At 60.7% G+C, this 21918-nt stretch carries 22 protein-coding genes and 1 pseudogene; 20 read left to right on the plus strand and 3 right to left on the minus strand.

Going from position 1 to position 21918, the window contains the following annotated elements:
* Window positions 1-69: 69 nt before the first annotated feature.
* The 16 genes and pseudogenes from ACESSC_RS00470 to ACESSC_RS00545 all read left to right on the plus strand — a co-directional run bounded on the left by ACESSC_RS00470 (window position 70) and on the right by ACESSC_RS00545 (window position 10419).
* On the plus strand, window positions 70-1224 hold the full coding sequence (locus ACESSC_RS00470) for a cation diffusion facilitator family transporter (protein WP_373160809.1): 1155 nt from the start codon (window positions 70-72) through the stop codon (window positions 1222-1224).
* 39 nt (window positions 1225-1263) lie between these two features.
* Complete coding sequence (locus ACESSC_RS00475) at window positions 1264-1890, plus strand: histidine phosphatase family protein (RefSeq protein ID WP_373160811.1); 627 nt, start codon at window positions 1264-1266, stop codon at window positions 1888-1890.
* Window positions 1891-2340: 450 nt separating this feature from the next.
* Window positions 2341-2961 (plus strand): 50S ribosomal protein L3, encoded by a 621-nt coding sequence (gene rplC / locus ACESSC_RS00480; RefSeq protein WP_035137484.1) that lies wholly within the window; start codon window positions 2341-2343, stop codon window positions 2959-2961.
* Window positions 2962-3007: 46 nt separating this feature from the next.
* Window positions 3008-3634 carry a 50S ribosomal protein L4 gene (gene rplD / locus ACESSC_RS00485; protein WP_006235032.1) on the plus strand — a complete coding sequence of 209 codons (627 nt, stop codon included), beginning with the start codon at window positions 3008-3010 and terminating at the stop codon, window positions 3632-3634.
* On the plus strand, window positions 3635-3922 hold the full coding sequence (gene rplW, locus ACESSC_RS00490; RefSeq protein WP_022094197.1) for a 50S ribosomal protein L23: 288 nt from the start codon (window positions 3635-3637) through the stop codon (window positions 3920-3922). It abuts the gene before it with no gap.
* 179 nt (window positions 3923-4101) lie between these two features.
* The gene (gene rplB, locus ACESSC_RS00495; RefSeq protein WP_055250219.1) at window positions 4102-4932 is read left to right on the plus strand and encodes a 50S ribosomal protein L2; all 831 of its coding nucleotides are present in this window, start codon (window positions 4102-4104) and stop codon (window positions 4930-4932) included.
* A gap of 32 nt (window positions 4933-4964) precedes the next feature.
* Entirely contained in the window at window positions 4965-5225 is a 261-nt protein-coding gene (rpsS, locus tag ACESSC_RS00500; protein ID WP_006235035.1) for a 30S ribosomal protein S19, read from the plus strand.
* A 14-nt stretch (window positions 5226-5239) separates the two neighbouring features.
* Window positions 5240-5611, plus strand: a complete 372-nt coding sequence (rplV, locus tag ACESSC_RS00505; protein WP_006235036.1) for a 50S ribosomal protein L22 — start codon at window positions 5240-5242, stop codon at window positions 5609-5611.
* 6 nt (window positions 5612-5617) lie between these two features.
* Complete coding sequence (gene rpsC, locus ACESSC_RS00510) at window positions 5618-6328, plus strand: 30S ribosomal protein S3 (RefSeq protein WP_006235037.1); 711 nt, start codon at window positions 5618-5620, stop codon at window positions 6326-6328.
* Window positions 6328-6744, plus strand: a pseudogene (rplP, locus tag ACESSC_RS00515) (50S ribosomal protein L16); the annotation flags it as partial. The gene rpsC and the pseudogene rplP, both read left to right, overlap by 1 nt.
* An 86-nt stretch (window positions 6745-6830) precedes the next feature.
* Complete coding sequence (rpmC, locus tag ACESSC_RS00520; RefSeq protein ID WP_006235039.1) at window positions 6831-7046, plus strand: 50S ribosomal protein L29; 216 nt, start codon at window positions 6831-6833, stop codon at window positions 7044-7046.
* A gap of 16 nt (window positions 7047-7062) precedes the next feature.
* A complete protein-coding gene (gene rpsQ / locus ACESSC_RS00525; RefSeq protein ID WP_006235040.1) occupies window positions 7063-7323 on the plus strand; it encodes a 30S ribosomal protein S17 in 261 nt (86 codons plus the stop codon).
* 118 nt (window positions 7324-7441) lie between these two features.
* Window positions 7442-7810, plus strand: coding sequence for a 50S ribosomal protein L14 (gene rplN, locus ACESSC_RS00530; protein ID WP_006235041.1), 369 nt, complete (start codon window positions 7442-7444; stop codon window positions 7808-7810).
* A gap of 13 nt (window positions 7811-7823) precedes the next feature.
* Window positions 7824-8129 (plus strand): 50S ribosomal protein L24, encoded by a 306-nt coding sequence (gene rplX / locus ACESSC_RS00535; protein ID WP_006235043.1) that lies wholly within the window; start codon window positions 7824-7826, stop codon window positions 8127-8129.
* Window positions 8130-8589: 460 nt separating this feature from the next.
* Entirely contained in the window at window positions 8590-9669 is a 1080-nt protein-coding gene (locus ACESSC_RS00540) for a Gfo/Idh/MocA family protein (RefSeq protein WP_082435463.1), read from the plus strand.
* A gap of 3 nt (window positions 9670-9672) precedes the next feature.
* On the plus strand, window positions 9673-10419 hold the full coding sequence (locus ACESSC_RS00545) for a DeoR/GlpR family DNA-binding transcription regulator (RefSeq protein WP_117775841.1): 747 nt from the start codon (window positions 9673-9675) through the stop codon (window positions 10417-10419).
* Window positions 10420-10843: 424 nt separating this feature from the next.
* On the opposite strand, the gene ACESSC_RS00550 is transcribed toward ACESSC_RS00545, so the two are convergent.
* Together ACESSC_RS00550 and ACESSC_RS00555 are read right to left on the minus strand one after the other, a co-directional pair.
* Window positions 10844-11503, minus strand: coding sequence for an RluA family pseudouridine synthase (locus ACESSC_RS00550; protein ID WP_233514540.1), 660 nt, complete (start codon window positions 11501-11503; stop codon window positions 10844-10846).
* 15 nt (window positions 11504-11518) lie between these two features.
* Window positions 11519-14014: a U32 family peptidase gene (locus ACESSC_RS00555; RefSeq protein ID WP_373160816.1), complete on the minus strand. Its 2496-nt coding sequence runs from the start codon at window positions 14012-14014 to the stop codon at window positions 11519-11521.
* A gap of 298 nt (window positions 14015-14312) precedes the next feature.
* Between ACESSC_RS00555 and ACESSC_RS00560 the strand changes: the two genes are divergently transcribed.
* Window positions 14313-14690, plus strand: coding sequence for a RidA family protein (locus ACESSC_RS00560; protein ID WP_089572469.1), 378 nt, complete (start codon window positions 14313-14315; stop codon window positions 14688-14690).
* Window positions 14691-14812: 122 nt separating this feature from the next.
* Here ACESSC_RS00560 and ACESSC_RS00565 read toward each other — a convergent pair whose 3' ends face one another.
* Window positions 14813-15469, minus strand: a complete 657-nt coding sequence (locus ACESSC_RS00565; RefSeq protein WP_233506701.1) for a helix-turn-helix transcriptional regulator — start codon at window positions 15467-15469, stop codon at window positions 14813-14815.
* A 352-nt stretch (window positions 15470-15821) separates the two neighbouring features.
* On the opposite strand from ACESSC_RS00565, the gene ACESSC_RS00570 reads away from it, so the two are divergent.
* The 3 genes from ACESSC_RS00570 to ygfK all read left to right on the plus strand — a co-directional run bounded on the left by ACESSC_RS00570 (window position 15822) and on the right by ygfK (window position 21917).
* On the plus strand, window positions 15822-17216 hold the full coding sequence (locus ACESSC_RS00570) for a uracil-xanthine permease family protein (RefSeq protein ID WP_373160818.1): 1395 nt from the start codon (window positions 15822-15824) through the stop codon (window positions 17214-17216).
* Between the two features lie 195 nt (window positions 17217-17411).
* On the plus strand, window positions 17412-18767 hold the full coding sequence (gene ssnA, locus ACESSC_RS00575) for a putative aminohydrolase SsnA (protein WP_373160819.1): 1356 nt from the start codon (window positions 17412-17414) through the stop codon (window positions 18765-18767).
* A 150-nt stretch (window positions 18768-18917) separates the two neighbouring features.
* On the plus strand, window positions 18918-21917 hold the full coding sequence (gene ygfK / locus ACESSC_RS00580; protein WP_373160820.1) for a putative selenate reductase subunit YgfK: 3000 nt from the start codon (window positions 18918-18920) through the stop codon (window positions 21915-21917).
* The last annotated feature ends 1 nt before the right edge of the window (window position 21918 follow it).

Genomic DNA, 21918 nt, shown 5'->3' on the forward strand with positions numbered 1-21918 from the left:
TAAAGTGGCTACACTACAATCCGGTTACGCAATGGATCTATATGGATAACGCCATGGGGGCTGATAAAGATGGTCGAATGGATTGTTCGTCGTGCGCAGGGTGACCGTGCGCGCGTGGGTACGCTGACGGGCATGGTGTGCATTCTCGCCAATGTGGCACTTTGCGCTGCGAAAGGTGCTATCGGAGTGGTGTCAGGCTCGGTTTCGATCGTAGCGGACGCCATGAACAACCTTTCCGATGCCAGTTCGAACATCGTGAGCGTTTTGGGCTTTAAGCTGGCGGGCAAGCCGGCAGACCCCGAGCATCCTTACGGCCATGGCCGCTACGAGTATCTCTCGGGTCTGGTCGTGGCGGCGCTCGTGCTGCTGATCGGCCTTGAGCTTATCAAGTCCTCGGTTGAGCGCGTCATCCACCCCGAACCTGTCGAGTTCTCGCTTGCCCTGGTGGCAGTCCTTGCGCTTTCGATGGTCGTAAAGCTTTGGATGGCGGCCCTCAACCAAAAACTCGGCGATCGCATTGAGTCCGAGACGCTGCATGCGACCGCGCAGGATTCCAAGAACGATGTTCTAGCCACGGGCGCCGTGTTGGCGTGCGCGATTGTTTCGCAGGTGACGCATATCAATCTAGATGCATGGGTCGGCCTTGCCGTTGGCGCCTATATCGGCTGGAGCGGTTTTGAGCTCATCCAGGATACGGTGAGCCCGCTTTTGGGCCAGGCGCCCGATCCCAAGCTGGTCAAGCACATTCGAGACAAAATCATGAGCTACCCCGGCGTTTTGGGCGTCCACGACCTTATGGTTCACGATTACGGTCCGGGCAGGAAGTTTGCAAGTGCGCACGCCGAGATGGCGGCCGAGGCCAGCCCGCTGGAAAGTCACGACACGCTCGATAACATCGAGCAGTCGTTTAGGAACGAAGACGGTATGATCGTCACGCTCCATTACGACCCCATCGTGACCGACGATCCAAAGGTGGCGAGCATGCGTCTGCGCATCAACGCTATGGCTCAAGAGGTCGATAGCCGCCTCTCGATCCACGACCTACGCTGTGTTCCGGGCCCCACGCATACCAACGTGATCTTTGACTGCGCGCGGCCCTCGGATTTGACGATGAACGCCGAGGACCTAAAGCGCGCGTTGGCGAAACATGTCGAATCCGAATATCCCAAGTCGATTGCCAAGATCACGATCGACGAAGACTATGTCGGCCATACCCACGAGTAGGGCCGAGCTGATAAAGCAACTGATGCAGAAGGGGAGAGCATGAAGCGCCTATACCTACTCCGCCACGGTCAGACGGAGTTCAACGTCAAAAAGCTGGTCCAGGGCCGCTGCGATTCACCGTTGACCGACCTGGGCCGCAAACAAGCGGGAATGGCAGCCGCATGGCTCAAGGCCCACAACGTCGTTCCCGACAAAGTGGTCTCTTCGCCCTTAGGCCGAGCCATGGACACGGCAAGTCTCGTCGCAACCGAACTCCTCGGCCCGGATGCAGCAGTCGAGCCCTGCGAAGGCATCATCGAGCGCAGCTACGGCACCTTCGAAGAAGGCCCCCACGATGCCCTTCCCACCGACGTCTGGGACCCCGGCGAGGATCTGGTCCCCTTCGGAGGAGAAGGAAGCCACGCGTTGCAAGAACGCATGGTAGGCACCCTCACCAATCTCATGGGCGCTAAGGACACCGAAACCCTCCTAGCAGTAAGCCACGGCAGCGCCAGCCGCCAATTCATCAAGGCTGCAGCCCTTGAGGGCTTCGAGCTCCCAGCAAAACTCCCCAACTGCGCCATTATGATTTTCGATTTTGATGAGGCGGAGCCACAAGTAGAGGGCGAGCCAATGCAATGCAAGTTCACCCTCCAGCAAATAGTGGACCCCCAACAAAGTCATTAGCCTGAGCGAGCAGAGTTAAGCAGACATCAACGTGTCGTCTCCCGAGCACGGCGGAGGGCCGGAGAAATATATTAAGGTCATCGCGAGTTCCGCACGCAAAGGAGAGCACTTAATGTGCTCTCCGTCTTGCGCAGGACTGTAGAGCAGGGACCTTAATATATTTCTCCGGCCCTCCGCCGTGCTCGGGAGCCATCCACGCACTTTACCTGCGTAAACAATGTGAGTGAAATATGAATCTCGATGGATACGCCCGCAGCCGTGTATACTAAACAGCTGTGTGAAACCAGGGGAGTATTCTGGCTGGACAAAATGCCTGCTTAATAGGGTTGTCAGGTAGTCCGGGCGAAATACAAGGCTGGGGAGCACGTCGTGTAAGTAGTGGTCCTCTAGGGGCGTACGCTCGGTGGTGTACGCATTGTCCCAAGACCACGCGAGAGTTGGGATCATATCTTGATCAGCATGATTCTCGGCCGCAAGATTGGCATGACCCAGGTTTGGGACGAGGACGATAACGTCGTTCCCGTCACGGTCATCCAGGCTGGCCCCTGCGCTGTCTCGCAGGTTAAAACTCAGGCAACCGACGGCTATGACGCCGTCCAGATCGGTTTCGGCGACATCAAGGCCAAGAACGTGAACAAGCCCATGGCTGGTCACTTCGCCAAGGCTGGCGTCGAGCCTGTCCGCTTCCTTCGTGAGGTCCGCGTCGAGAACGGCGAGGAGCACAAGGTCGGCGAGGTCGTCACCGTCGCTGATTTCGCTGATGTCGAGAAGGTCGACGTCATCGGTACCTCCAAGGGTAAGGGCTTCCAGGGTCGCATCAAGCGCTGGGGTCAGCGCCGCGGTCCTATGACGCATGGTTCTCACTTCCAGCGTCATCCCGGTTCTATCGGTCAGTGCGCCTATCCTGCGCGCGTCCTCAAGGGCGTCAAGATGGCCGGTCACATGGGTAACGAGCGCGTTACCGTCAAGAACCTTTCCGTTGTCCGCATCGATGCCGAGCAGAACCTCATCTTGGTCAAGGGCGCTGTCCCGGGTGCCAAGAATGGTCTCGTCGCCATCCGTATGGCCTAAGGGCCCAGCCCATTTAGCCCAGCGTCATACCAAGGAGAACACTTAAATGGCAAAGTTTGAAGTAAAGAACAGCGAGGGCAAGAAGGTCGCCGAGGCCGAGCTCGCCGCTGAGGTGTACGGCATCGAGCCGAACATCCACGTTATGCACCACATCGTCAAGTGCCAGATGGCCTCTTGGCGTCAGGGCACCCAGTCTGCTAAGGGCCGCTCTGAGGTTTCCGGTGGCGGCAAGAAGCCTTGGCGTCAGAAGGGCACCGGCCGTGCCCGCCAGGGTTCCATCCGTGCTGCCCAGTGGCGTCACGGTGGCGTTGTCTTCGCCCCCAAGCCCCGTTCCTACGCTAAGCGTATGAACAACAAGGAGGTCAAGCTGGCTATGCGCTCCGCGCTGTCCGCCAAGCTGGCCGATGGCGAGCTCGTGCTCGTCGACGACTACGGCTTCGAGAAGCCTTCCACCAAGGCTGCCGTCGCCATGCTCAAGGCTCTCGGCCTTGAGGGCAAGCGTCTGACCATCATCGTTCGCGATGAGGACGTCAACGCCTACCTGTCGTTCCGCAACATTCCCAAGACGTTCATCATCACCGCTGACGAGGCCAACACCTACGATCTCGTCAACAACAACGCTGTGCTGATGCCCGCCGACATCGCCGCTCACTTCGGGGAGGTGCTTGCATAAATGACCGCCCACGAGATCATCATCCGTCCGATCGTGTCCGAGCGTTCCTTCTCCGGCATGGAGCTGAACAAGTACACGTTCGAGGTCGCCAAGGATGCTAACAAGTATCAGATCAAGGACGCTGTCGAGGAGATCTTCGGCGTCAAGGTCGTTCGCGTGAACACCCTGACGGTCAAGCCCAAGACCAAGCGTGTGCGCTATGTCGCCGGCAAGACCCGTTCTTGGAAGAAGGCCATCGTCACGCTGGCCGAGGGCGACACCATCGAGGTCTTTGGCAATCAGGCCTAAGACTCGCTGCTGTTGAGTGAGCTCATGCCTCCCAAATAGGGGAGGCGAGAGCTCAAGGTTTCGGGCGTATAAAATGGACACGCCCGGAACCGTGTATACGTCCGGTGTCATCGCACCCGAGGCAGAACCTCGAATCCCTGTCTGCGATGGCTAACGGATTCCTATTGAAAGGGATTGTAATGGCTGTAAAGCACCTTAAGCCGACCTCCGCTGGTAGGCGTTGGCAGACGATCTCCGACTTTTCCGAGATCACCTGCACCAAGCCCGAGAAGTCTCTTCTCGAGCCCCTGCCCAAGAAGGCCGGTCGTAACAACAACGGCCGCATCACCACCCGCCACCAGGGCGGCGGCGTGAAGCGTCGTTACCGCGTGATCGACTTCAAGCGCAACAAGGACGGCGTGCCCGCCAAGGTTGCCACGATCGAGTACGATCCGAACCGTTCCGCTCGCATCGCTCTGCTGCACTATGCTGACGGTGAGAAGCGCTACATCCTGGCCCCCAAGGGCCTCGAGGTCGGTCAGACCATCATGTCCGGTTCTGACGCCGACATCAAGCCGGGCAACGCTCTGCCCCTCGCCGACATCCCCGTCGGTACGCTCATCCACGCCGTCGAGTTCCAGCCGGGCAAGGGCGCTGCTATCGCCCGTTCCGCCGGTAACTCCTGCCAGCTGATGGGTAAGGAGGGCAAGTACGCTATCGTCCGTATGCCTTCCTCCGAGATGCGCCGCATCCTCGTTACCTGCCGCGCCACCGTCGGTGAGGTCGGCAACGCCGATCACGCCAACATCGTCATCGGCAAGGCCGGCCGTAAGCGTCACATGAACGTGCGCCCGACCGTCCGCGGTACCGTCATGAACCCTGTCGACCACCCGCACGGCGGTGGCGAGGGCAAGAACCACACCTCTGGTCGTCCCTCTGTTACCCCCTGGGGTAAGCCGACGAAGGGCCTTCGTACGCGCAAGAAGAAGAAGGTCTCGAACCAGCACATCATTCGTCGCCGTAAGAAGTAATTTCGGATACCGAGTTTTAGGAGAAAGCACTTATGAGCAGAAGTCTCAAAAAGGGCCCGTTCGTGGAGACTCGCCTTCTCTCGCGTATCACCGCGATGAACGAGGCTGGCAAGAAGGACGTCGTGAAGACCTGGTCCCGCGCGTCCACCATCTTCCCCGAGATGGTTGGTCACACCATTGCCGTCCACGACGGCCGCAAGCATGTGCCCGTGTATGTTACCGAGTCCATGGTTGGTCACAAGCTCGGCGAGTTCGCGCCGACTCGTACGTTCCGTGGCCACAAGGCCAAATAGGGGGTTAACCGTAAATGGCAACTAAGTCTATTGAAACTGAGGCCACCGAGGTTCGCGCCGTCGCTAAGTACGTGCGTGTTTCCCCCAGCAAGGCCCGCCTGGTGGTCGATCTGATCCGCCGCAAGCCTGTCGCTCAGGCCTTCGACATCCTCCACTTCTGCGACCGCGCCGTCGCCGTGGATGTCGAGAAGGTTCTCCGTTCCGCCGTTGCGAACGCCGAGAACAACAACGGTCTGCGTGCCGACAACCTGGTTGTCGCCGCTGCCTATGTTGACGAGGGTCCGACGCTTAAGCGCATCCGTCCCCGCGCCAAGGGTTCCGCTTCTCGCATTCTGAAGCGTACTTCCCACATCACCGTCGTCGTTGCTCCTCGAAAGGAGGCGTAAAGCTGTATGGGTCAGAAAGTCTACCCCACCGGCTTCCGTCTTGGCATCACCGAGAACTGGCGCTCCCGCTGGTTCGCAGAGAAGGATTACGCTAAGACCCTCGGTAACGATCTCGAGATCCGCAAGTACCTCGAGAAGCGTCTTTCCCGCGCAGCTGTCTCCCGCGTCGAGATCGAGCGCGCTGGCGACAAGGTGAAGGTCATCATCCTCACTGCTCGCCCCGGCGTTGTCATCGGTAAGAAGGGTGCCGAGATCGATACCCTCCGCACCGAGCTCGAGAAGGTCGCTGGCGTCTCCAAGGGCCAGCTCTCCGTCGACGTTGTCGAGATCAAGCGCCCCGAGCTCGACGCCAACCTCGTTGCTCAGTCTATCGCCGAGCAGCTCGAGGGCCGCGTTGCCTTCCGTCGCGCTATGCGCAAGGCTGTCCAGTCCGCCCGCAAGGCCGGCGCTAAGGGCATCCGTATCCAGTGCTCTGGTCGTCTCGGCGGTGCCGAGATGGGCCGTCGTGAGTGGTACCGCGAGGGTCGCGTGCCTCTGCACACCCTCCGTGCCAAGATCGACTACGGCACGGCTGTCGCCAGCACCACCATGGGCGCTTGCGGCGTGAAGGTCTGGATCTACCTGGGCGAGAAGCTCCCGGGCCAGCCTGTTCCCAACCCTGCACTCGAGGGCTCTTCCCGTCCTCGTCGTCGTAACTCCGAGAGGAGGGGTCAGTAGTGCTTGCCCCTAAGCGTATTCTTCACCGCAAGGTGCAGCGTGGCTCCATGAAGGGCCAGGCCAAGGGTAATACCGAGCTGCATTTCGGCGAGTTTGGTATCCAGGCTCTCGAGGCCCATTGGATCACCAACCGTCAGATCGAGGCCGCTCGTATTGCCATGACCCGCTACATGAAGCGTGGCGGTCGTGTCTACATCACGATCTTCCCCGATAAGCCCATCACCAAGAAGCCTGCCGAGACTCGCATGGGTTCTGGTAAGGGTAACCCCGAGGAGTGGGTGGCCGTCGTCAAGCCCGGCCGCATCATGTTCGAGGTCAAGGGCGTGCCCGAGGAGGTCGCTCGCGAGGCTCTGCGTCTTGCACAGCACAAGCTTCCCATCAAGACCAAGATTGTTGCTGCTAAGAACGCTGAGCAGCGCATCGAGAAGGAGATGGCTGAGGAGGCCGCTCTCGAGGCCAAGTGGGCTGCTGAGGACGCCGCCGCCGCCAAGGAGGAGAACTAATGAAGCCCGCAGAGATTCGTGAGCTCTCGGACGCTCAGCTCGTTGAGAAGCTGAAGGAAATGCGCGCCGAGCTCTTTAACCTTCGTTTCCAGATGGCCACCAGCCAGCTGGACAACACCGCTCGCGTCAACACCGTGAAGAAGGACATCGCTCGCGTCCTCACGGAGCAGCGCGCCCGCGAGATCGCAGCGGAGAAGTCCGCTGTCGCCGAGTAGGACCTAAGGAGAGAACATGACTGATTCGCGTAACTCGCGTAAGGTCCGTACGGGTGTCGTTACCTCCGTCTCCGGTGCCAAGACCATTGTTGTCACCATCACCGAGCGCAAGCGTCACCCCAAGTACGGCAAGATGATGACCAGCTCCAAGAAGCTGCACGCTCACGACGAGGAGTGCACGGCTGGCGTGGGCGACACCGTCCGCGTTATGGAGACCCGTCCTATGTCCAAGATGAAGCGTTGGCGCCTCATCGAGGTCGTCGAGCGCGCTAAATAAGCAGTCGCTCTTACGACTTGTACGTTTCCGAAGATGTGCGTATGCCTGGCTTGCATACCACGGGCCGTATAAAGGCTGCGCACCTCTCTTCGGTTCTTAGTTCGGAGGAACATCTACCATGATTCAGATGCAAACCATGCTGAACGTCGCCGACAACTCCGGCGCTCGCAAGATTCGCTGCATCAAGGTGCTTGGCGGTTCCAAGCGTCGTTATGCAGGCATCGGCGATGTGTTCATCGGTGCTGTCCAGGAGGCTACCCCTGGCGCCAACGTCAAGAAGAAGGACGTTGTCCGTTGCGTCGTCGTTCGCACCGTTAAGGAGATCCGCCGCAAGGATGGCTCCTACATTCGCTTTGATGAGAACGCCTGCGTTGTCATCAACAACGATGGTTCGCCCGTCGGCACCCGTATCTTCGGGCCCGTCGCTCGCGAGCTTCGTGACAAGAAGTACATGAAGATCGTCTCGCTCGCTCCCGAGACCCTGTAGTTAGGGGAGATATATGTATATCAAGAAGGGCGATAAGGTCCAGGTTCTCTCTGGTAAGGATCGCGGCAAGCAGGGCGTTGTCCTGCGTGCTCTCCCCGCCGAGAACAAGGTCGTTGTCGAGGGCGTTTCGGTCGTCAAGAAGGCCGTCAAGCCCAACGCTGCCAACCAGCAGGGCGGCATCGTTTCGCAGGAGGCTCCCATCGACGCCTCCAACGTCAATCTCGTCTGCCCCGAGTGCGGTAAGGTTACCCGCGTCGGTCACGAGAAGGACGGCAAGAACAAGCTGCGCGTCTGCAAGAAGTGCGGCCACAAGTTCTAAGCTGCCCGCAACATCAAGTTGCTAGCAAAGGCCCGGATGCCACGGCACCCGGGCCTTTTTCTATCCCTACTCATTGGGGATAGACTTAAATGAGTGCCGTTGAAACGCTGGTAGCTGGGGACGTTCCCTTTGTGCCGGCAGTTAGGGAAGTCCCTATATGCCGGCAGTTTGGGACAGTCCTTTGATGGCTGCGCCCCCCAGAGGGGTGGAGTAATACAGCCTACTCTGTCTTTTATGGCTATGGTGTTCCGTTCCTTTATGTTTCGCAAGGATTGTCGCATGCGCATTATCGCGCATAGATTTGCGCGATAATGCGCATAGCCGCGCAAATATCTGCCAACTATGGCTAAATAATGACCGATAAGCAAATAGACACGCAAACACGAGCAAATACGCGCGCGATTGTGCGAATATAGGGTTGTTTGAAATGAAGGACTTCCGATGACTTAGGAGGCACATCATGGCAGATTCCAAACAGGCTCCGCTCGACGCCGAAGCAGCCGCTAAGGTGGCATTTGCCTCGGTCCAGGACAAGCCATTCCCCAACGATATTTTTACTGCCCCCGAGCTCCGCTGGGCAGTGATCGGTTGCGGTGTTATCGCCAACCAGATGGCCCAGTCTCTCGCTCTTGCCGGCCGCAAGCTTGCGGGCGTTGCCAACCGCACACTGTCCAAGGCTCAGGCTTTTGCAGAGCAGTATGGCATTGAGAAGGTCTATGAAACGGTCGAGGACCTCTACACCGATCAGAACATCGACGCCGTCTACATCACCACCCCGCACAACACTCATATCACCTATCTGCGCGCTGCGCTGGCAGCTGGTAAGCACGTGCTCTGCGAGAAGGCCATTACCCTCAATTCCGCTGAACTCGATGAGGCCCGTGCCATTGCCGCCGAGCACAACGTGGTCCTTATGGACGCCACCACGGTGCTCCACATGCCTTTGTATCAGGAGCTGCGTCGTCGCATGGATGTCGGTGAGTTCGGCCGCATGAATCTCGCTCAGCTCAACTTTGGCAGCTACAAGGAGTACGGCGATCTGACCAATCGCTTCTACAACCGCAACCTTGCTGGCGGTGCCATGCTCGATATTGGCGTGTATGCCCTGTCCGTCATGCGTCTCTTTATGGCCAGCCAGCCCGCCGAGGTCGTGTCTCTAGGCAACACCTGCGAGACTGGCGTCGATGTTGCGGGCGGCATCGTCTGCCGTAATGCCGAACAGCAGCTGGGCGTGGTGAGCCTTACGCTCCACTCCAAGCAGCCCAAGCGCTCGATCATTAGCTTCGACAAGTGTTATATCGAGGTCAACGAGTATCCGCGTGCCGATCACGCGACCATCGTGTGGACTGCCGACGGCCACCGCGAGGAGGTCCACGCTGGCACCGAGGCCTACGCACTGTGCTACGAGATGGCCGATCTTGAGAAGGCCGTTGCCGGCGACGACTCCAAGCGCGAGCTGCTGGATTATGCTTCTGATGTTATGGAGCTTATGACCAAGCTTCGCGCCGACTGGGGAGTCGTGTACCCCGAGGAGGAGTAAGCGATGCTTGCGGAAGATAGGCTCAACGCGATTGTATCGATGGTGCAGCAGGCCGGCTCGGTTACCGTTCCGGAGCTTGCTGAGGCCCTGGGCGTGACGGCGTCTACCATTCGGCGCGATCTGCAGACGCTCGACCGAGCGCATCGCATCGCCAAGGTCCACGGTGGGGCGACGAGTCTTGAGCGCGCGCACGTGACGCGCGACCTAACGCTTAATGAGCGCAGCGACCTCCATAACGATGACAAGGAGCGTATCTGCGCCCGTGCGGCGGCGCTTGTGGAGCCTGAGAGCTTTGTATACATCGACTCGGGCTCGACGACGCTCAGGCTCATCGAGCATCTTCCCCACCTTGAAGATGTCACCTACGTGACCGATTCCGTGCTCCATGCTCAGCGCCTTGCTTTGCGGGGTATGCGTACCGTGGTGCTGGGCGGCGAGCTCAAACCCGAGACCGAGGCGCTCGTTGGCCCCGATGCCTTGGCAACCTTAGATCGCTACAACTTCAACTGTGGCTTTTGGGGCTCTAATGGCATCGCCGCCGAGCAGGGCTTCACGGCGCCCGATATCGAGGAGGCCCAAGTAAAGCGCATCTCGATGCGTCATACGGCCAAACGCTTCGTAATCTCGGACGCCAGCAAATTTGGCATGGTGGCGCCCGTCAAGTTCGCGGACTTTCGCGATGCAACGATCATCACCGCGGGCGAGGTGCCCGCCAAGTACCGGGCAATGGACAACGTCATCACGGTCTAACAGCAGGGGACGGGCTAAGGCCAAAACCACCACAAAGGTGCCTGTCCCCATTGTGGTGGTTAGTAACGAAAACCGAGTAGTTTTCTCAATAGAAAAGCGGCAACGTCCATCACGGACGTTGCCGCTTTCGTTGTCTACTGGTTCTGTCTAAGTCTGTAACAACTGGACCGTTAAAAGTGGGCTAGGTGTTACAGATCGAGATACTTACGAACCGCGCCGTCCCTTTGTCTCAATCTGTAGCATCTGGGACTGATTTTGCCGAGTTACTGTTACAGATTGAGATTATTCCCTTGAGGGGATTCGAATGTCTCGATCTGTAACAGATAGACCGCAAAATGGGCTTTAGCTGTTACAGATCGAGATGTTTGGGAATCCGGCAGAGCCATCGCGGCAAAACCACCATAAAGGTGCCCTTTGTGGTGGTTTAGGGCCCCCAGGGGCAGGGGGCTTCGATGTGGATGTGCTCGCCGGTTACGGGATGCGTAAAGGACACGCTGTGGGCATGGAGCATGAGGCCGCAGGGACGCGGCGTTCCGTACAGGTCATCGCCCACCAGGGGATGGCGCTCGCTGGCCAGATGTACGCGGATCTGGTGCTTGCGGCCGGTGAGCAACTCGACATCGATATACGAGCGCGTGGGCAGGCCACGACGGCTCTTAAGACGCTTGAGCACCTTCACGCGCGTTTGAGACGGCTTGCCGCTGGCGCCGACGCGCATCTTGCGGCTATCGTGGCGGTCGCGGGCGATGGGCTTGTCGATGAGCTTTTCGTTCCAGTCGATCTTGCCCTCGGCGAGCGCCAGGTAGTGCTTTTCGAACGCGTGGTCGATGATCATCTGGTCAAAGGCGGGCTGCGTCTGCTTGTCGAGTGAGAACAGCACCACGCCGGTGGTGTCACGGTCCAAGCGGTTGAGCGGCTGCATGTCGGTCGCGGCAAAGCCGTCGCCCATCGCCAGCAGCAGGTCGCTGGCGTAGTCGGTGAGCGTGCGCTCGCCGGTGCCGTCGCCGTGGACGATCATGCCGGCGGGCTTGTCGATGGCCATGAGCCAGGCGTCGCAATAGAGGACTTGAGGTTCTTCGTTCACGTGTAAGCCTTTCGGTTAGCTAATTCCCACAAACATGCAGCCCGAGGTGGCGCCGCGCAGGCGGGCGGCCGGCTTGCGGCCGGCTTGAGCCGCCTCGACAGCGCGACGGACGCGAGCGACGGCACGGCCAATCTCATCGGCCTCGAGCAAGGTTCCGTCGACCATAAGACGGCGCACGCCGGCATCGAGCAGCTGCGGAACTTGCGGCGTGAGGTCGATGGGGTAGGCGTCGTACAAGCGTGAGCGGCCGTGGATGTCGGTACGCACCGGCATGACCTTTCCGTCGATATTCTTGAGCGAGAGCTTGCGGGCACGCAGGCGGCAGTTGGCGCAATCGTGGATGCAGCCGTTGGCAACCTGCAGAATGCAATGCTCGCTTGTCATGACGCGCGGGCGGCCAAAGACGGTGATGCCCAGAGCCGCGGGCGCGGCGGCGTCAAGCGAGACAATCTCGTCGAGCGTGATCTCGGGCGAGAGCCAAAACGCGCCGGCTCCGCGTTCGGCGAGCGCCTCCATGCAGGGCGTGTTGTGCACCGGCAGGCAAGAGCGAATCTCGGCCGTGGCGCCAACCTGGGCGGCCAGGGCAAGCTCAGAGATGTTGCCAATAGCGACCGTGGCGCCAGCAACAACCCATGGGTCAACGCGGACGTGGTCAACGGCGCGGCAGACCTCATCGAGCACGGGTACGATGCCCTGCTCAAACGTATCGGCGGGGGAGAGCTTGGCCGCATCGAGCGCGTCGGTGGTCATGTAGATGCGCGTTGCACCCTCCGCCCGCGCTGTCTCGGCGGCCTCGAGCGAGGTGACGGTGGCGCAGATCTGCGGCTCGTCGCGGTAGTGCTCGGGCGCGGGGCGGGAATCACTGGTGACAATCGCCGGCAGCTCGAGCGTTTTCGCGCGCTCCTCGTACGCCGCAAGAATGGCCTCCTCCAATGCTTTACAGGCGGCGGCGCGCACCTTGTGCACGGCGGAAAAGCCCATGCCGCAACTCTCGTCGAGGGCCACGTCAAAGCTCGCGGCCTCAAAGGGAGAGGAGCCCATGCGCCCGACGTGCTCAACCAGATCGGATGCCTCGACGGCGCGGGTCTTGGCGGTCTCGACGGTGAAGCCCGTGGCGGTGGCGGTGAGCGCGGGGTCGTCACAGCAGGTGAGTGTGACAGTAAACGGCTTGCCCAGGCGCGCCACGACGGACACATCAACAGCGCGGCGGCGCAGCACATCGCGCTTGAGCGCGGCGCCGGCGGCGTCGATGGCACGCTGGCTGCGAATCACGCGGACGCGGCAGCCCTCGGGCATGCTACGGGGCACGCGACACTCGATAACATCGCCGGCAGCGGCATCATCGGCGGCAATGGTGGTCAGGAACTGGTCAAACTCGTTATCGTGGCGAAGCTCCAGCAGGTCGCCCTTGCCCACGGGCTCAAACAGCTCAATGAGGGCGATGGCGGCGCGGCGACGGCGGTCGTCGGGCTTGAGGCCGCGCACATCGCGGTTGGCCGGGCGGCTGCCCAGCACCGTGCCCACGATCTGTCCGCGGTTGTTGGAACGCTCATAGCTCATCATCTCGTCGCCCGAGGTGCCGTCCTGATAGGCGTGCGTAAAGTCGCGGTTAAAGCAGCGCTTGAGCTGGCGCTGACGGGCGGCTTCCTCGTCCTTAGAGGTCGAAACATCGGCCAGCATATCGTCAATCTGATGACGATACACGTCGACGATGGAATACACGTAATCGGGAGCCTTCATGCGGCCCTCGAGCTTGAGCGATGCGGCGCCGGCGTCATACAGACGGCGAACAAGCTGCGAAGTGTTGGTGTCGCGCGGGCACAGCGCGCGCTCGCGACCGGCAGGGGAGAGCGAGCGGCCGTTCTCGTCGATCAGCTCGTAAGGCAGGCGACAGGGTTGAGCGCACATGCCGCGGTTGGCCGAGCGGCCCGCCATGGCAAAGCTCGAAAGCAGACACAGGCCAGAGTAGCAAAAGCAGATGGCGCCATGGCTAAAGACCTCAAGGTCCACATCGGGCGCGGCATCGTGAATGGCGGCAATCTCGTCGATGGAAAGCTCGCGCGAGAGGGTCACGCGGTCGGCGCCCTGCTCGCGGCACCAAAGGGTTCCGCGGTCGTCGTGGATGTTCGCCTGGGTCGAGATATGCGTCTCGATGCCGGGCATCGTGCGCTTGACCTCAAAGAACAGGCCCCAGTCCTGGATGATGAAGGCGTCGGCGCCCAGCGTGGAGCAGCGATGGATGAGCTGCAGCGCATCGCTCATCTCGGATTCCTTGATGACGATGTTGACCGTGACGTAGACGCGCGAGCCGGCCAGATGCGCGGCGCGGCAGGCCTGCTCAAAGGCCTCGTCGGTAAAGTTGGTGGCCTTGCGGCGTGCGTTGAAGCTGCCCATGCCGCAGTAGATGGCGTCTGCCCCGGCGGCGAGCGCGGCGGCAAAGGGCTCCGGGCCTCCGGCGGGGGCCAAGAGTTCGGGTCTGCGGTTGGTGGTTCGACTGGCGGTTGCGGTCATATCCTGCCTTTCAAAATGCTCAGATACTCAAAAGTATAGTGGTGCCGTCGCGGCAGGCGATGCCCGTGCTCTAAGCGGGATAAAGTCTTCAGCAGCTTGGACTAGCTGCTTCACATGAGAACCGTTCAGCGGTCCGGGGAAACCGTTGGGCGATAAAATATTCTCGCAACGTGATAATAATCTTGCATCGCGCGGAAACCTTGAGTACTATCCCAATCAAGCGCGGTGTTCAGACCGAACTGTGCCTCCCGGTGTGAACGCCGCGCTCCCGTTCCCTTTTACTTGTAAGGAGAAAAACATGAGCAAGACCGTCGTGTCTTCCGATAACGCACCCGCAGCCATCGGCCCGTATTCCCCCGGTATCCAGACTGGCAACATGGTGTTTCTGTCCGGCCAGCTGGGCATCGATCCCGCGACCGGCAAGCTGCCCGAGGGTGTCGAGGCCCAGGCCAAGCAGTCCCTCGCCAACGTCGAGGCTCTGCTGACCGCTGCCGGCGCCACGTTTGCCGATGTCGTCAAGACCACGGTCTACCTGGCCGACATCGCCGACTTTGCCGCCGTGAACGAGATTTACGCCTCCAAGTTCGAGGCTCCGTTCCCCGCGCGCAGCGCTTTCCAGGTTGCCGCCCTTCCGGCTGGCGGTCTGGTCGAGATCGAGGTTGTCGCCGCTCTCTAAGGTGTTGGTAACAACTAAACATGACATGCAAAAAGACCCTGCAGCGCGTGCGAGCTGCAGGGTCTTTTGTCAAGCGATGCGACAAAAATGATCCGTTTCCCTTCGTCCCCAAGGGATCACGTTTAGCCCTCCTTGCGGACTTTTTGCAGGTAGCGGTAGACGCTGGGCTCCGAGATGCCCAGCGAGGTGGCGGCGCAGGCCACGGCGCCCTTGAGCATGAACACCCCGTTGCCGTTGAGGTGGCGAATGACGTCCACGCGGTCGCTCTGACCAAGCGACGCTACATCCAGCCCGCGCGCGCTCAGCAACTCGGCAATGCTGCGGTCGATGAGCTCCTGTGTGGACTCCGAAAGGCTTTCGACCTCGATAGGGGCGGGCTCCGTGCGCGTCGGCGCCGCGTCGAAGCATGCCATGAGCTGCTGCGCCATGGCGTTGATGGAGCGCACGGTCGAGAGATCGGTGTTGACGCAGAGCATACCGACGATCTCGTCATTCTCGCGGATAAAGTACGTCGCTGACTCCAACGTCTTGCCGCCGGCACCGCGCCCCTCGTAGCCCGTAATAAACGGCAGGTCGCGATACTTGGCGTCGTGCATGATCTTGAGTGCCAGATCGGTGGCGGGACCGCCGACCTTACGGCCGCTCACAATGCCGTTGCGAATATCGACGATGGCGTGGTCGGGATCCGAGAAATCGTGCAGCACGATTTCGCTGTTCTTGCCGAGTATCTGCTCCAGGAAATCGACCATCGGCAAAAAGCGGCGTACGGTCTCGTTCACGGGCAACTCCTTTGGGTGAAATCGGAAATGTTCATAACAATTTTTTCTCATGGTAACACGCTGCTCATCATCTCGTATATCCGCAGGTACATTGCGTAATGCAGACGAACGGTATGATTTTGGCGGTAAACGGTCGACCAAAAGAAAAGTAAGATGTTATTTAGACCAGACACATTCCTGACCTGCGGAAACGAGTTATTTCAGCCGAAGAATAGTCTGATAACAAAAAATTATTATTGAGAATGAGAATCATCTTTAATACGATATGCAACGAAGGCACAACCTCAACCCCGCGCTGCGTCACAATAGAGCGTTAGATGCGAAAACAACTACTTCGAGGATTGGTGGTCAAATGACCCAGGAGACGGTTACGAACGGCACTGAAGCCCTGTTCACTCGCGAAGGCATGCCTCCCGTTAAGGAAATGATCCCGTGTGCCCTTCAGCACGTACTGGCATCGTTTGCCGGCATCATTACCCCGGCGGTCATCATGGCCGGCGTCTACGGCTTTAATAGCCAGCAGAGCACCGACATCATCCAGGTCGCGCTCATTCTTTCGGCGATCGATACGGCCCTTCAGGCCTTCGCTCCCTTCCGTCGCATCGGCGGCGGCCTGCCCATCGTCATGGGCGTTTCGTTCGCGTTCCTGCCGGCTCTGCAGGCCATGGGTGCCTCGGGCTTTAGCTTTGGTGCGCTGCTGGGCGGCGAGATCGTCGGCGGCGCCGTCGCGGTCCTCTTTGGTCTGGCCTACAGCAAGATCAAGTGGCTGTTCCCGCCCGTCGTGACCGGTACGGTCATCTTCTCCATCGGCGTTTCGCTGTATCCCACGGCCGTCAAGTATATGGCCGGCGGTATGGGTACGCCGCTGTGGGGCACTCCGCAGGCCTGGTGCGTCGCTCTTATCACCTTCGCCGTGGTCTTTGTGCTCGCCAACTTTGGCAAGGGCACGCTCAAGCTGGGATCCGTGTTCTTTGGCATGATCGTTGGCATGATCGTTTCGATCCCCTTTGGCATGATCGACTTCTCCAGCGTCGCCACCGCTCAGGTCTTCGCCCTTCCCAAGCTCATGCCCTACGCGCTTGAGTTTGATCCCGAGGTCTGCATTACCCTCGCCGTCGTGTTCCCCATGGTTGCCATCCAGGTTATCGGCGACGTCTCCGCCGCCTGCCTGGGCTCCATCGACCGTATGCCCACCGAGCGCGAGCTCTCCGGCGCTATCGTGTCCCAGGGCCTCACCTCTATGGTCGGCGGCCTGCTGGGCGGTCTTCCCACCAGCGCCCTTGGCCAGAACGTGGGCATCATCTGCTCCAACAAGGTCGTCAACAAGTGGGTCTTTGTGATCATCGCGGCCGTCTTTGCCATCGCCGGTCTGTTCCCGCAGCTCTCTGCCGTCCTTTCCGCTATCCCGCAGCCCGTCATCGGCGGCGCGACCGTCGGCGTCTTTGGCACCATCACCATGAACGGCGTGCGCATGTTCACCCGCGAGGGCCTCACGCAGCGCACTACCACCATCGTCGGTACCTCCGTCGTCTTTGGCCTGGGTATCTGGATGGCCAGCGGTTGCCTTGCCGGCGAGGGTATGCCCGCCTGGGTATCCACCGTCATCGGCTCCAATGCCGTAACCCCCACCGCCATTATGGCCATTGTCCTTAACCTGATCCTTCCGCAGACGCCGGTCGTGGCTCAGCACATCGATGCTGCCAAGGACGCTGCCGTGGATCTGGTCTTGCCCGAGAGTAAGAAGTAACCAATTCGGTGCTATTCGTCGGCGGGCGCATCGCCTCGTCCGCCGACGTCATGCGGCGCCAAGCCGCACTTCAAAGGGTTTGTCCCTTTGGTGAAGCGTTGACGGGAGAGGGCCCGTTTCCGGTGTAGGCCGGCGCTTCGCACTCCGCCATGTCAGAGGTGTCAAACCCCGCCCCTGATGTTGAAGGGAGCATTCATGCTTCTGGTCGCTAACGGTTCCGTTTTTACCCGCAACGCTCAGACCCCGTTCATTCCCAACGGCGCGGTCGCCATTGACGGAGATACGATCGTCGAAGTAGGTCCCGAGTGCGAGCTCAAGGCCAAGTACCCGGATGCCGAGTACGTCGACGCCCAGGGCAACCTCATCATGCCCGGACTCATCAATTGCCACACCCACATCTACTCGGGTCTGGCCCGCGGCCTTGCCATTAAGGGCTGCAACCCCACCAACTTCCTGGAGAATCTTGAGCAGCAGTGGTGGAAGATCGACGACAACCTGACGCTCGACGGCACCAAGGCCAGCGCCTATGCCACGATTCTTGACTCCATCCGCGATGGCGTCACCACGATCTTCGATCACCATGCGAGCTTCTGCGAAATCCCGGGAAGCCTCTTTACCATTAGGGATGCAGCTCAGGAGCTGGGCATGCGTTCGTGCCTGTGCTACGAGGTCTCCGACCGCCGCGGCCAGGAAAAATGCGACCAGGCCATTGCCGAGAACGCCGAGTTTGCCCAGTGGGCCGCCAAGGAGCGTCGCGATAACGACAACCACATGATCGCCGCCATGTTTGGCGGACATGCCACCTTTACGCTGTCGGACGAGACCATGGATAAGATGGCCGAGGCCAACAACGGCCTGACCGGCTTCCACATCCATGTGTGCGAGGGCATGAATGACGTGTGGGACTCCCGCCTCAACCGCGGTGGCATCAGCCCCGTCGAGCGCCTGCTGCAGCACAATCTGCTGGGTCCCGACACCATGCTCGGCCACTGCATCCACGTGACGCCTGCCGAGATGGATATCGTCAAGGAGTCCGGTACCTGGCTCGTCAACAACCCCGAATCCAATATGGGCAACGCCGTGGGCTGCGCCCCCGTGCTCGAGTTCTTCCGCCGCGGTATCCCCGTGTGCATGGGCACCGACGCCTACACCCACGATATGCTCGAGAGCCTTAAGGTCTTCCTGATCATTCAGCGCCACAACGCCGCCATGCCCAACGTGGGCTGGTGCGAGGCCATGACCATGCTGTTCGAGAACAACGCCAAGATGGCGAGCAAGTACTTCGATCGCAAGCTCGGCGTGCTCGAGGCCGGCGCTGCCGCCGATGTCATCGTCATGGACTACAAGCCCTTTACGCCGCTGAGCGAGGAGAATATCGACGGCCACATGCTCTTTGGCATGATGGGCAAAAACTGCCGCACCACCATCATCAACGGCCGCGTCCTGTACAAGGATCGTGAGTTCGTTGGGATTGATGAGGACAAGATCAACGCGTGGACCATGGCCGAGTCCAAGAAGCTCTGGAGCACGCTCAACGATCGCGTGTACTAATTCCAATTGGAGATTCGCGCGCGTCGGATGTTTCGCCGCATCCGACGCGCGCATAGGCGGCCTCCGCGGGGTCGCCGGCGCTGTGCTAGCGCTACACCGTATTTGCGCCCGCCGCGCGGTCTCGCCGGGCGTTACAGAGAGGAGCTCACTATGAGCGACATCATGAGGCCGATCCCGTTTTCGCAGCTGATGAACTGGATCATCGAGGAGCACAAGACCCAGGACGCCATCTTTGGCGTGCGTAAGATGGTCGCGACCAACCAGGAGGGTGCGCTTCCCATTTTTGACGAGCGCATCGAGACTCCGTTTGGCCCGGCTGCCGGTCCCAATACGCAGCTGGCCCAGAACATCGTGGCCTCTTATGTGGCCGGTTCTCGCTTCTTTGAGCTCAAGACCGTCCAGGTTATGGACGGCGAGGAGCTCTCCAAGTGCGTCAACAAGCCCTGCATCGTGGCTCAGGACGAGTGCTACAACTGCGAATGGTCTACCGAGCTCGAGGTTCCGCAGGCCTTTGCCGAGTACGTGAAGGCATGGTTTGCCTGCCACCTGATCGCTCGCGAGTACGGTCTGGGCAGCCCGGACGGCTTTGTCTTCAACATGTCGGTGGGCTATGACCTGGAGGGCATTAAGAGCCCCAAGGTCGACGCCTACATCGAGGGCATGAAGGATGCCAGCGGCTCCGACGTCTGGAACGAGTGCCGTGCCTGGGCACTCGCCAACCTGGACAAGTTTGAGCATGTCGACGCCGCGTTTGTCGAGTCCATCCCGGCACGCGTCTCCAACTCCATCACCGAGTCCACGCTGCATGGCTGCCCGCCCGCCGAGATCGAGCGCATCGCGACCTACCTCATCACCGAGAAGGGCCTCAACACCTACATCAAGTGCAACCCCACGCTGCTGGGCTATGAGTTTGCCCGCCAGCGTCTGAACGAGCTGGGCTTTGACTACATCGTCTTTGATGATACGCACTTCCGCGAGGACCTGCAGTGGGCCGACGCCGTGCCCATGTTCGAGCGCCTGATTGCCCTGTGCGCCGAGCGCGGCCTGGAGTTTGGCGTCAAGCTGACCAACACGTTCCCCGTCGACGTGACGAGGAACGAGCTGCCTTCCACCGAGATGTACATGTCCGGCCGTTCGCTGTTCTCACTGACCATCGAGGCCGCCCGCCGCATTACCGAGCAGTTTGACGGCAAGCTGCGCATCAGCTACTCCGGTGGTGCCACGGTCTACAACATCCGCGCCCTGTATGATGCCGGTATTTGGCCCGTCACCCTGGCGACCGACGTGCTCAAGCCCGGTGGCTACGAGCGCTTTAGCCAGATGGCCGGCGAGTTTACCGATCTGGACGGCAAGCCGTTCGCGGGCGTCTCTCTCGAGGCCGTGACCGCGATCCAGACCGACTCACTCACCAACCCGCTCTACAAGAAGCCGCTGCGTCCGCTGCCCGACCGCAAGGTCGCTGGCAAGAGCCCGCTTTCCGACTGCTTTACCACGCCGTGCCGTACGAGCTGCCCCATCCAGCAGGATATCCCTGCCTATCTGGCGGCTGTTGACGAGGGCCGCTACGAGGACGCGCTCAACATCATCATCGAGCGCAACGCCCTGCCGTTCATTACCGGTACCATCTGCCCGCATCCCTGCGGCCGTGCCTGCGAGCGTGCATTCTACGAGCCCGAGGGCGCCCAGATTCGCGCCAGCAAGCTCAAGGCCGCCCGCGAGGCCATGACCGCCGTGCTGCCCAAGCTGCGCGCCCAGGCCATCGCCAACGACGGCGAGCGCAACGTTGCCGTTATCGGCGGCGGCCCGGCCGGCCTGGCGACGGCGTTCTTCCTGACACGTGCCGGCGTGCCCGTCACTATCTTCGAGGCCCGCGATTCGCTCGGCGGCGTGGTCCGTCACGTGATCCCCGAGTTCCGCATTGCGAGCGACGATATCTCGCACGACGCCGAGCTCTGCCTGGCCTTTGGCGCCAAGGTTCAGCTCAACGCCCGCGTGGAGTCCATCGACGAGCTCAAGGCCCAGGGCTTTACCGACGTGGTCGTGGCCACCGGTGCCTGGATGCCCGGCTCTGCGGGCCTGGGCGAGGGTGCCGAGCTCGACGTGCTGGAGTTCCTCGAGGCCGCCAAGAAGGGCGAGAAGCTTGAGCTGGGCGAGGACGTCGTGGTCATTGGTGCCGGCAACACCGCCATGGACGCCGCCCGCGTGGCCAAGCGCCTGGCAGGCGTGAAGAACGTGCGCCTGGTGTATCGCCGTACCAAGAAGCAGATGCCCGCCGACGAGGAAGAGCTCGATCTTGCTCTTGCCGATGGCGTTGAGTTTTGCGAGCTGCTGGCGCCCAAGGCGCTCAACGGCGCCGTGCTGACCTGCGACGTCATGGAGCTTGGCGAGCCGGATGCAAGCGGCCGTCGCAGCCCCGTCGCCACGGGCGAGACCGTCGAGCTTTCCGCCACCACGGTGATCTGCGCCGTGGGCGAGGGCATCGATGCCAGCCTGTACGATGCCGCGGGCGTCGAGCACGACCGTCGCGGTCGCCTTGCCGCCACCTCCACCGGCGTCGAGGGCGTCTGGGCTGCGGGCGACTGCCGCCGCGGTCCTGCCACCGTGGTCGAGGCTATTGCCGACGCCGCCGAGGTCGCCCGTGCCATCGCTGGCGTGGACTTTAACAAGTACGCCGACTGCAACGAGCAGGCCGGCCGCGAGGACACCTGCTACGAGCGCAAGGGGACGCTCTGCCGCGATAAGCGCAACTGCACCAAGACCCGCTGCCTGGGCTGCGGCTCGGTGTGCGAGGTCTGCTGCGACGTGTGCCCCAACCGCGCCAACGTTGCTATTAAGGTGCCGGGCCTGGCCAAGCATCAGGTGGTACATGTCGACGGCATGTGCAACGAGTGCGGCAACTGCGCTGTGTTCTGCCCCTACCAGGAGGGTCGTCCCTACAAGGACAAGCTCACCCTGTTCTGGAGCGAGCAGGACATGGAGAACTCCGAGAACGAGGGCTTCCTGGCCGTGGACGAGGACCACTTTAAGGTCCGCGTCGCCGGCACGGTCCGCACCGTCTCGGTCGATGCCGTCAACACCGGCCTTCCCGAGGCCGTCCGCCTGACCATCAAGGCCGTGCGCGACAGCTATCCGTATCTTCTTAAGAAATAGG

The organism is Collinsella aerofaciens, from assembly GCF_964243765.1.
GTDB lineage: Bacteria > Actinomycetota > Coriobacteriia > Coriobacteriales > Coriobacteriaceae > Collinsella > Collinsella aerofaciens_BU.

Excerpts from the sequence above, each read along its gene's own strand:
- ACESSC_RS00470 (WP_373160809.1), top strand. The coding sequence starts at position 70 with ATGGTCGAATGGATTGTTCGTCGTGCGCAGGGTGACCGTGCGCGCGTG.
- ACESSC_RS00475 (WP_373160811.1), top strand. The coding sequence starts at position 1,264 with ATGAAGCGCCTATACCTACTCCGCCACGGTCAGACGGAGTTCAACGTC.
- rplD (WP_006235032.1), top strand. The coding sequence starts at position 3,008 with ATGGCAAAGTTTGAAGTAAAGAACAGCGAGGGCAAGAAGGTCGCCGAG.
- rplW (WP_022094197.1), top strand. The coding sequence starts at position 3,635 with ATGACCGCCCACGAGATCATCATCCGTCCGATCGTGTCCGAGCGTTCC.
- rplB (WP_055250219.1), top strand. The coding sequence starts at position 4,102 with ATGGCTGTAAAGCACCTTAAGCCGACCTCCGCTGGTAGGCGTTGGCAG.
- rpsS (WP_006235035.1), top strand. The coding sequence starts at position 4,965 with ATGAGCAGAAGTCTCAAAAAGGGCCCGTTCGTGGAGACTCGCCTTCTC.
- rplV (WP_006235036.1), top strand. The coding sequence starts at position 5,240 with ATGGCAACTAAGTCTATTGAAACTGAGGCCACCGAGGTTCGCGCCGTC.
- rpsC (WP_006235037.1), top strand. The coding sequence starts at position 5,618 with ATGGGTCAGAAAGTCTACCCCACCGGCTTCCGTCTTGGCATCACCGAG.
- rpmC (WP_006235039.1), top strand. The coding sequence starts at position 6,831 with ATGAAGCCCGCAGAGATTCGTGAGCTCTCGGACGCTCAGCTCGTTGAG.
- rpsQ (WP_006235040.1), top strand. The coding sequence starts at position 7,063 with ATGACTGATTCGCGTAACTCGCGTAAGGTCCGTACGGGTGTCGTTACC.
- rplN (WP_006235041.1), top strand. The coding sequence starts at position 7,442 with ATGATTCAGATGCAAACCATGCTGAACGTCGCCGACAACTCCGGCGCT.
- rplX (WP_006235043.1), top strand. The coding sequence starts at position 7,824 with ATGTATATCAAGAAGGGCGATAAGGTCCAGGTTCTCTCTGGTAAGGAT.
- ACESSC_RS00540 (WP_082435463.1), top strand. The coding sequence starts at position 8,590 with ATGGCAGATTCCAAACAGGCTCCGCTCGACGCCGAAGCAGCCGCTAAG.
- ACESSC_RS00545 (WP_117775841.1), top strand. The coding sequence starts at position 9,673 with ATGCTTGCGGAAGATAGGCTCAACGCGATTGTATCGATGGTGCAGCAG.
- ACESSC_RS00555 (WP_373160816.1), bottom strand. The coding sequence starts at position 14,014 with ATGACCGCAACCGCCAGTCGAACCACCAACCGCAGACCCGAACTCTTG.
- ACESSC_RS00560 (WP_089572469.1), top strand. The coding sequence starts at position 14,313 with ATGAGCAAGACCGTCGTGTCTTCCGATAACGCACCCGCAGCCATCGGC.
- ACESSC_RS00570 (WP_373160818.1), top strand. The coding sequence starts at position 15,822 with ATGACCCAGGAGACGGTTACGAACGGCACTGAAGCCCTGTTCACTCGC.
- ssnA (WP_373160819.1), top strand. The coding sequence starts at position 17,412 with ATGCTTCTGGTCGCTAACGGTTCCGTTTTTACCCGCAACGCTCAGACC.
- ygfK (WP_373160820.1), top strand. The coding sequence starts at position 18,918 with ATGAGCGACATCATGAGGCCGATCCCGTTTTCGCAGCTGATGAACTGG.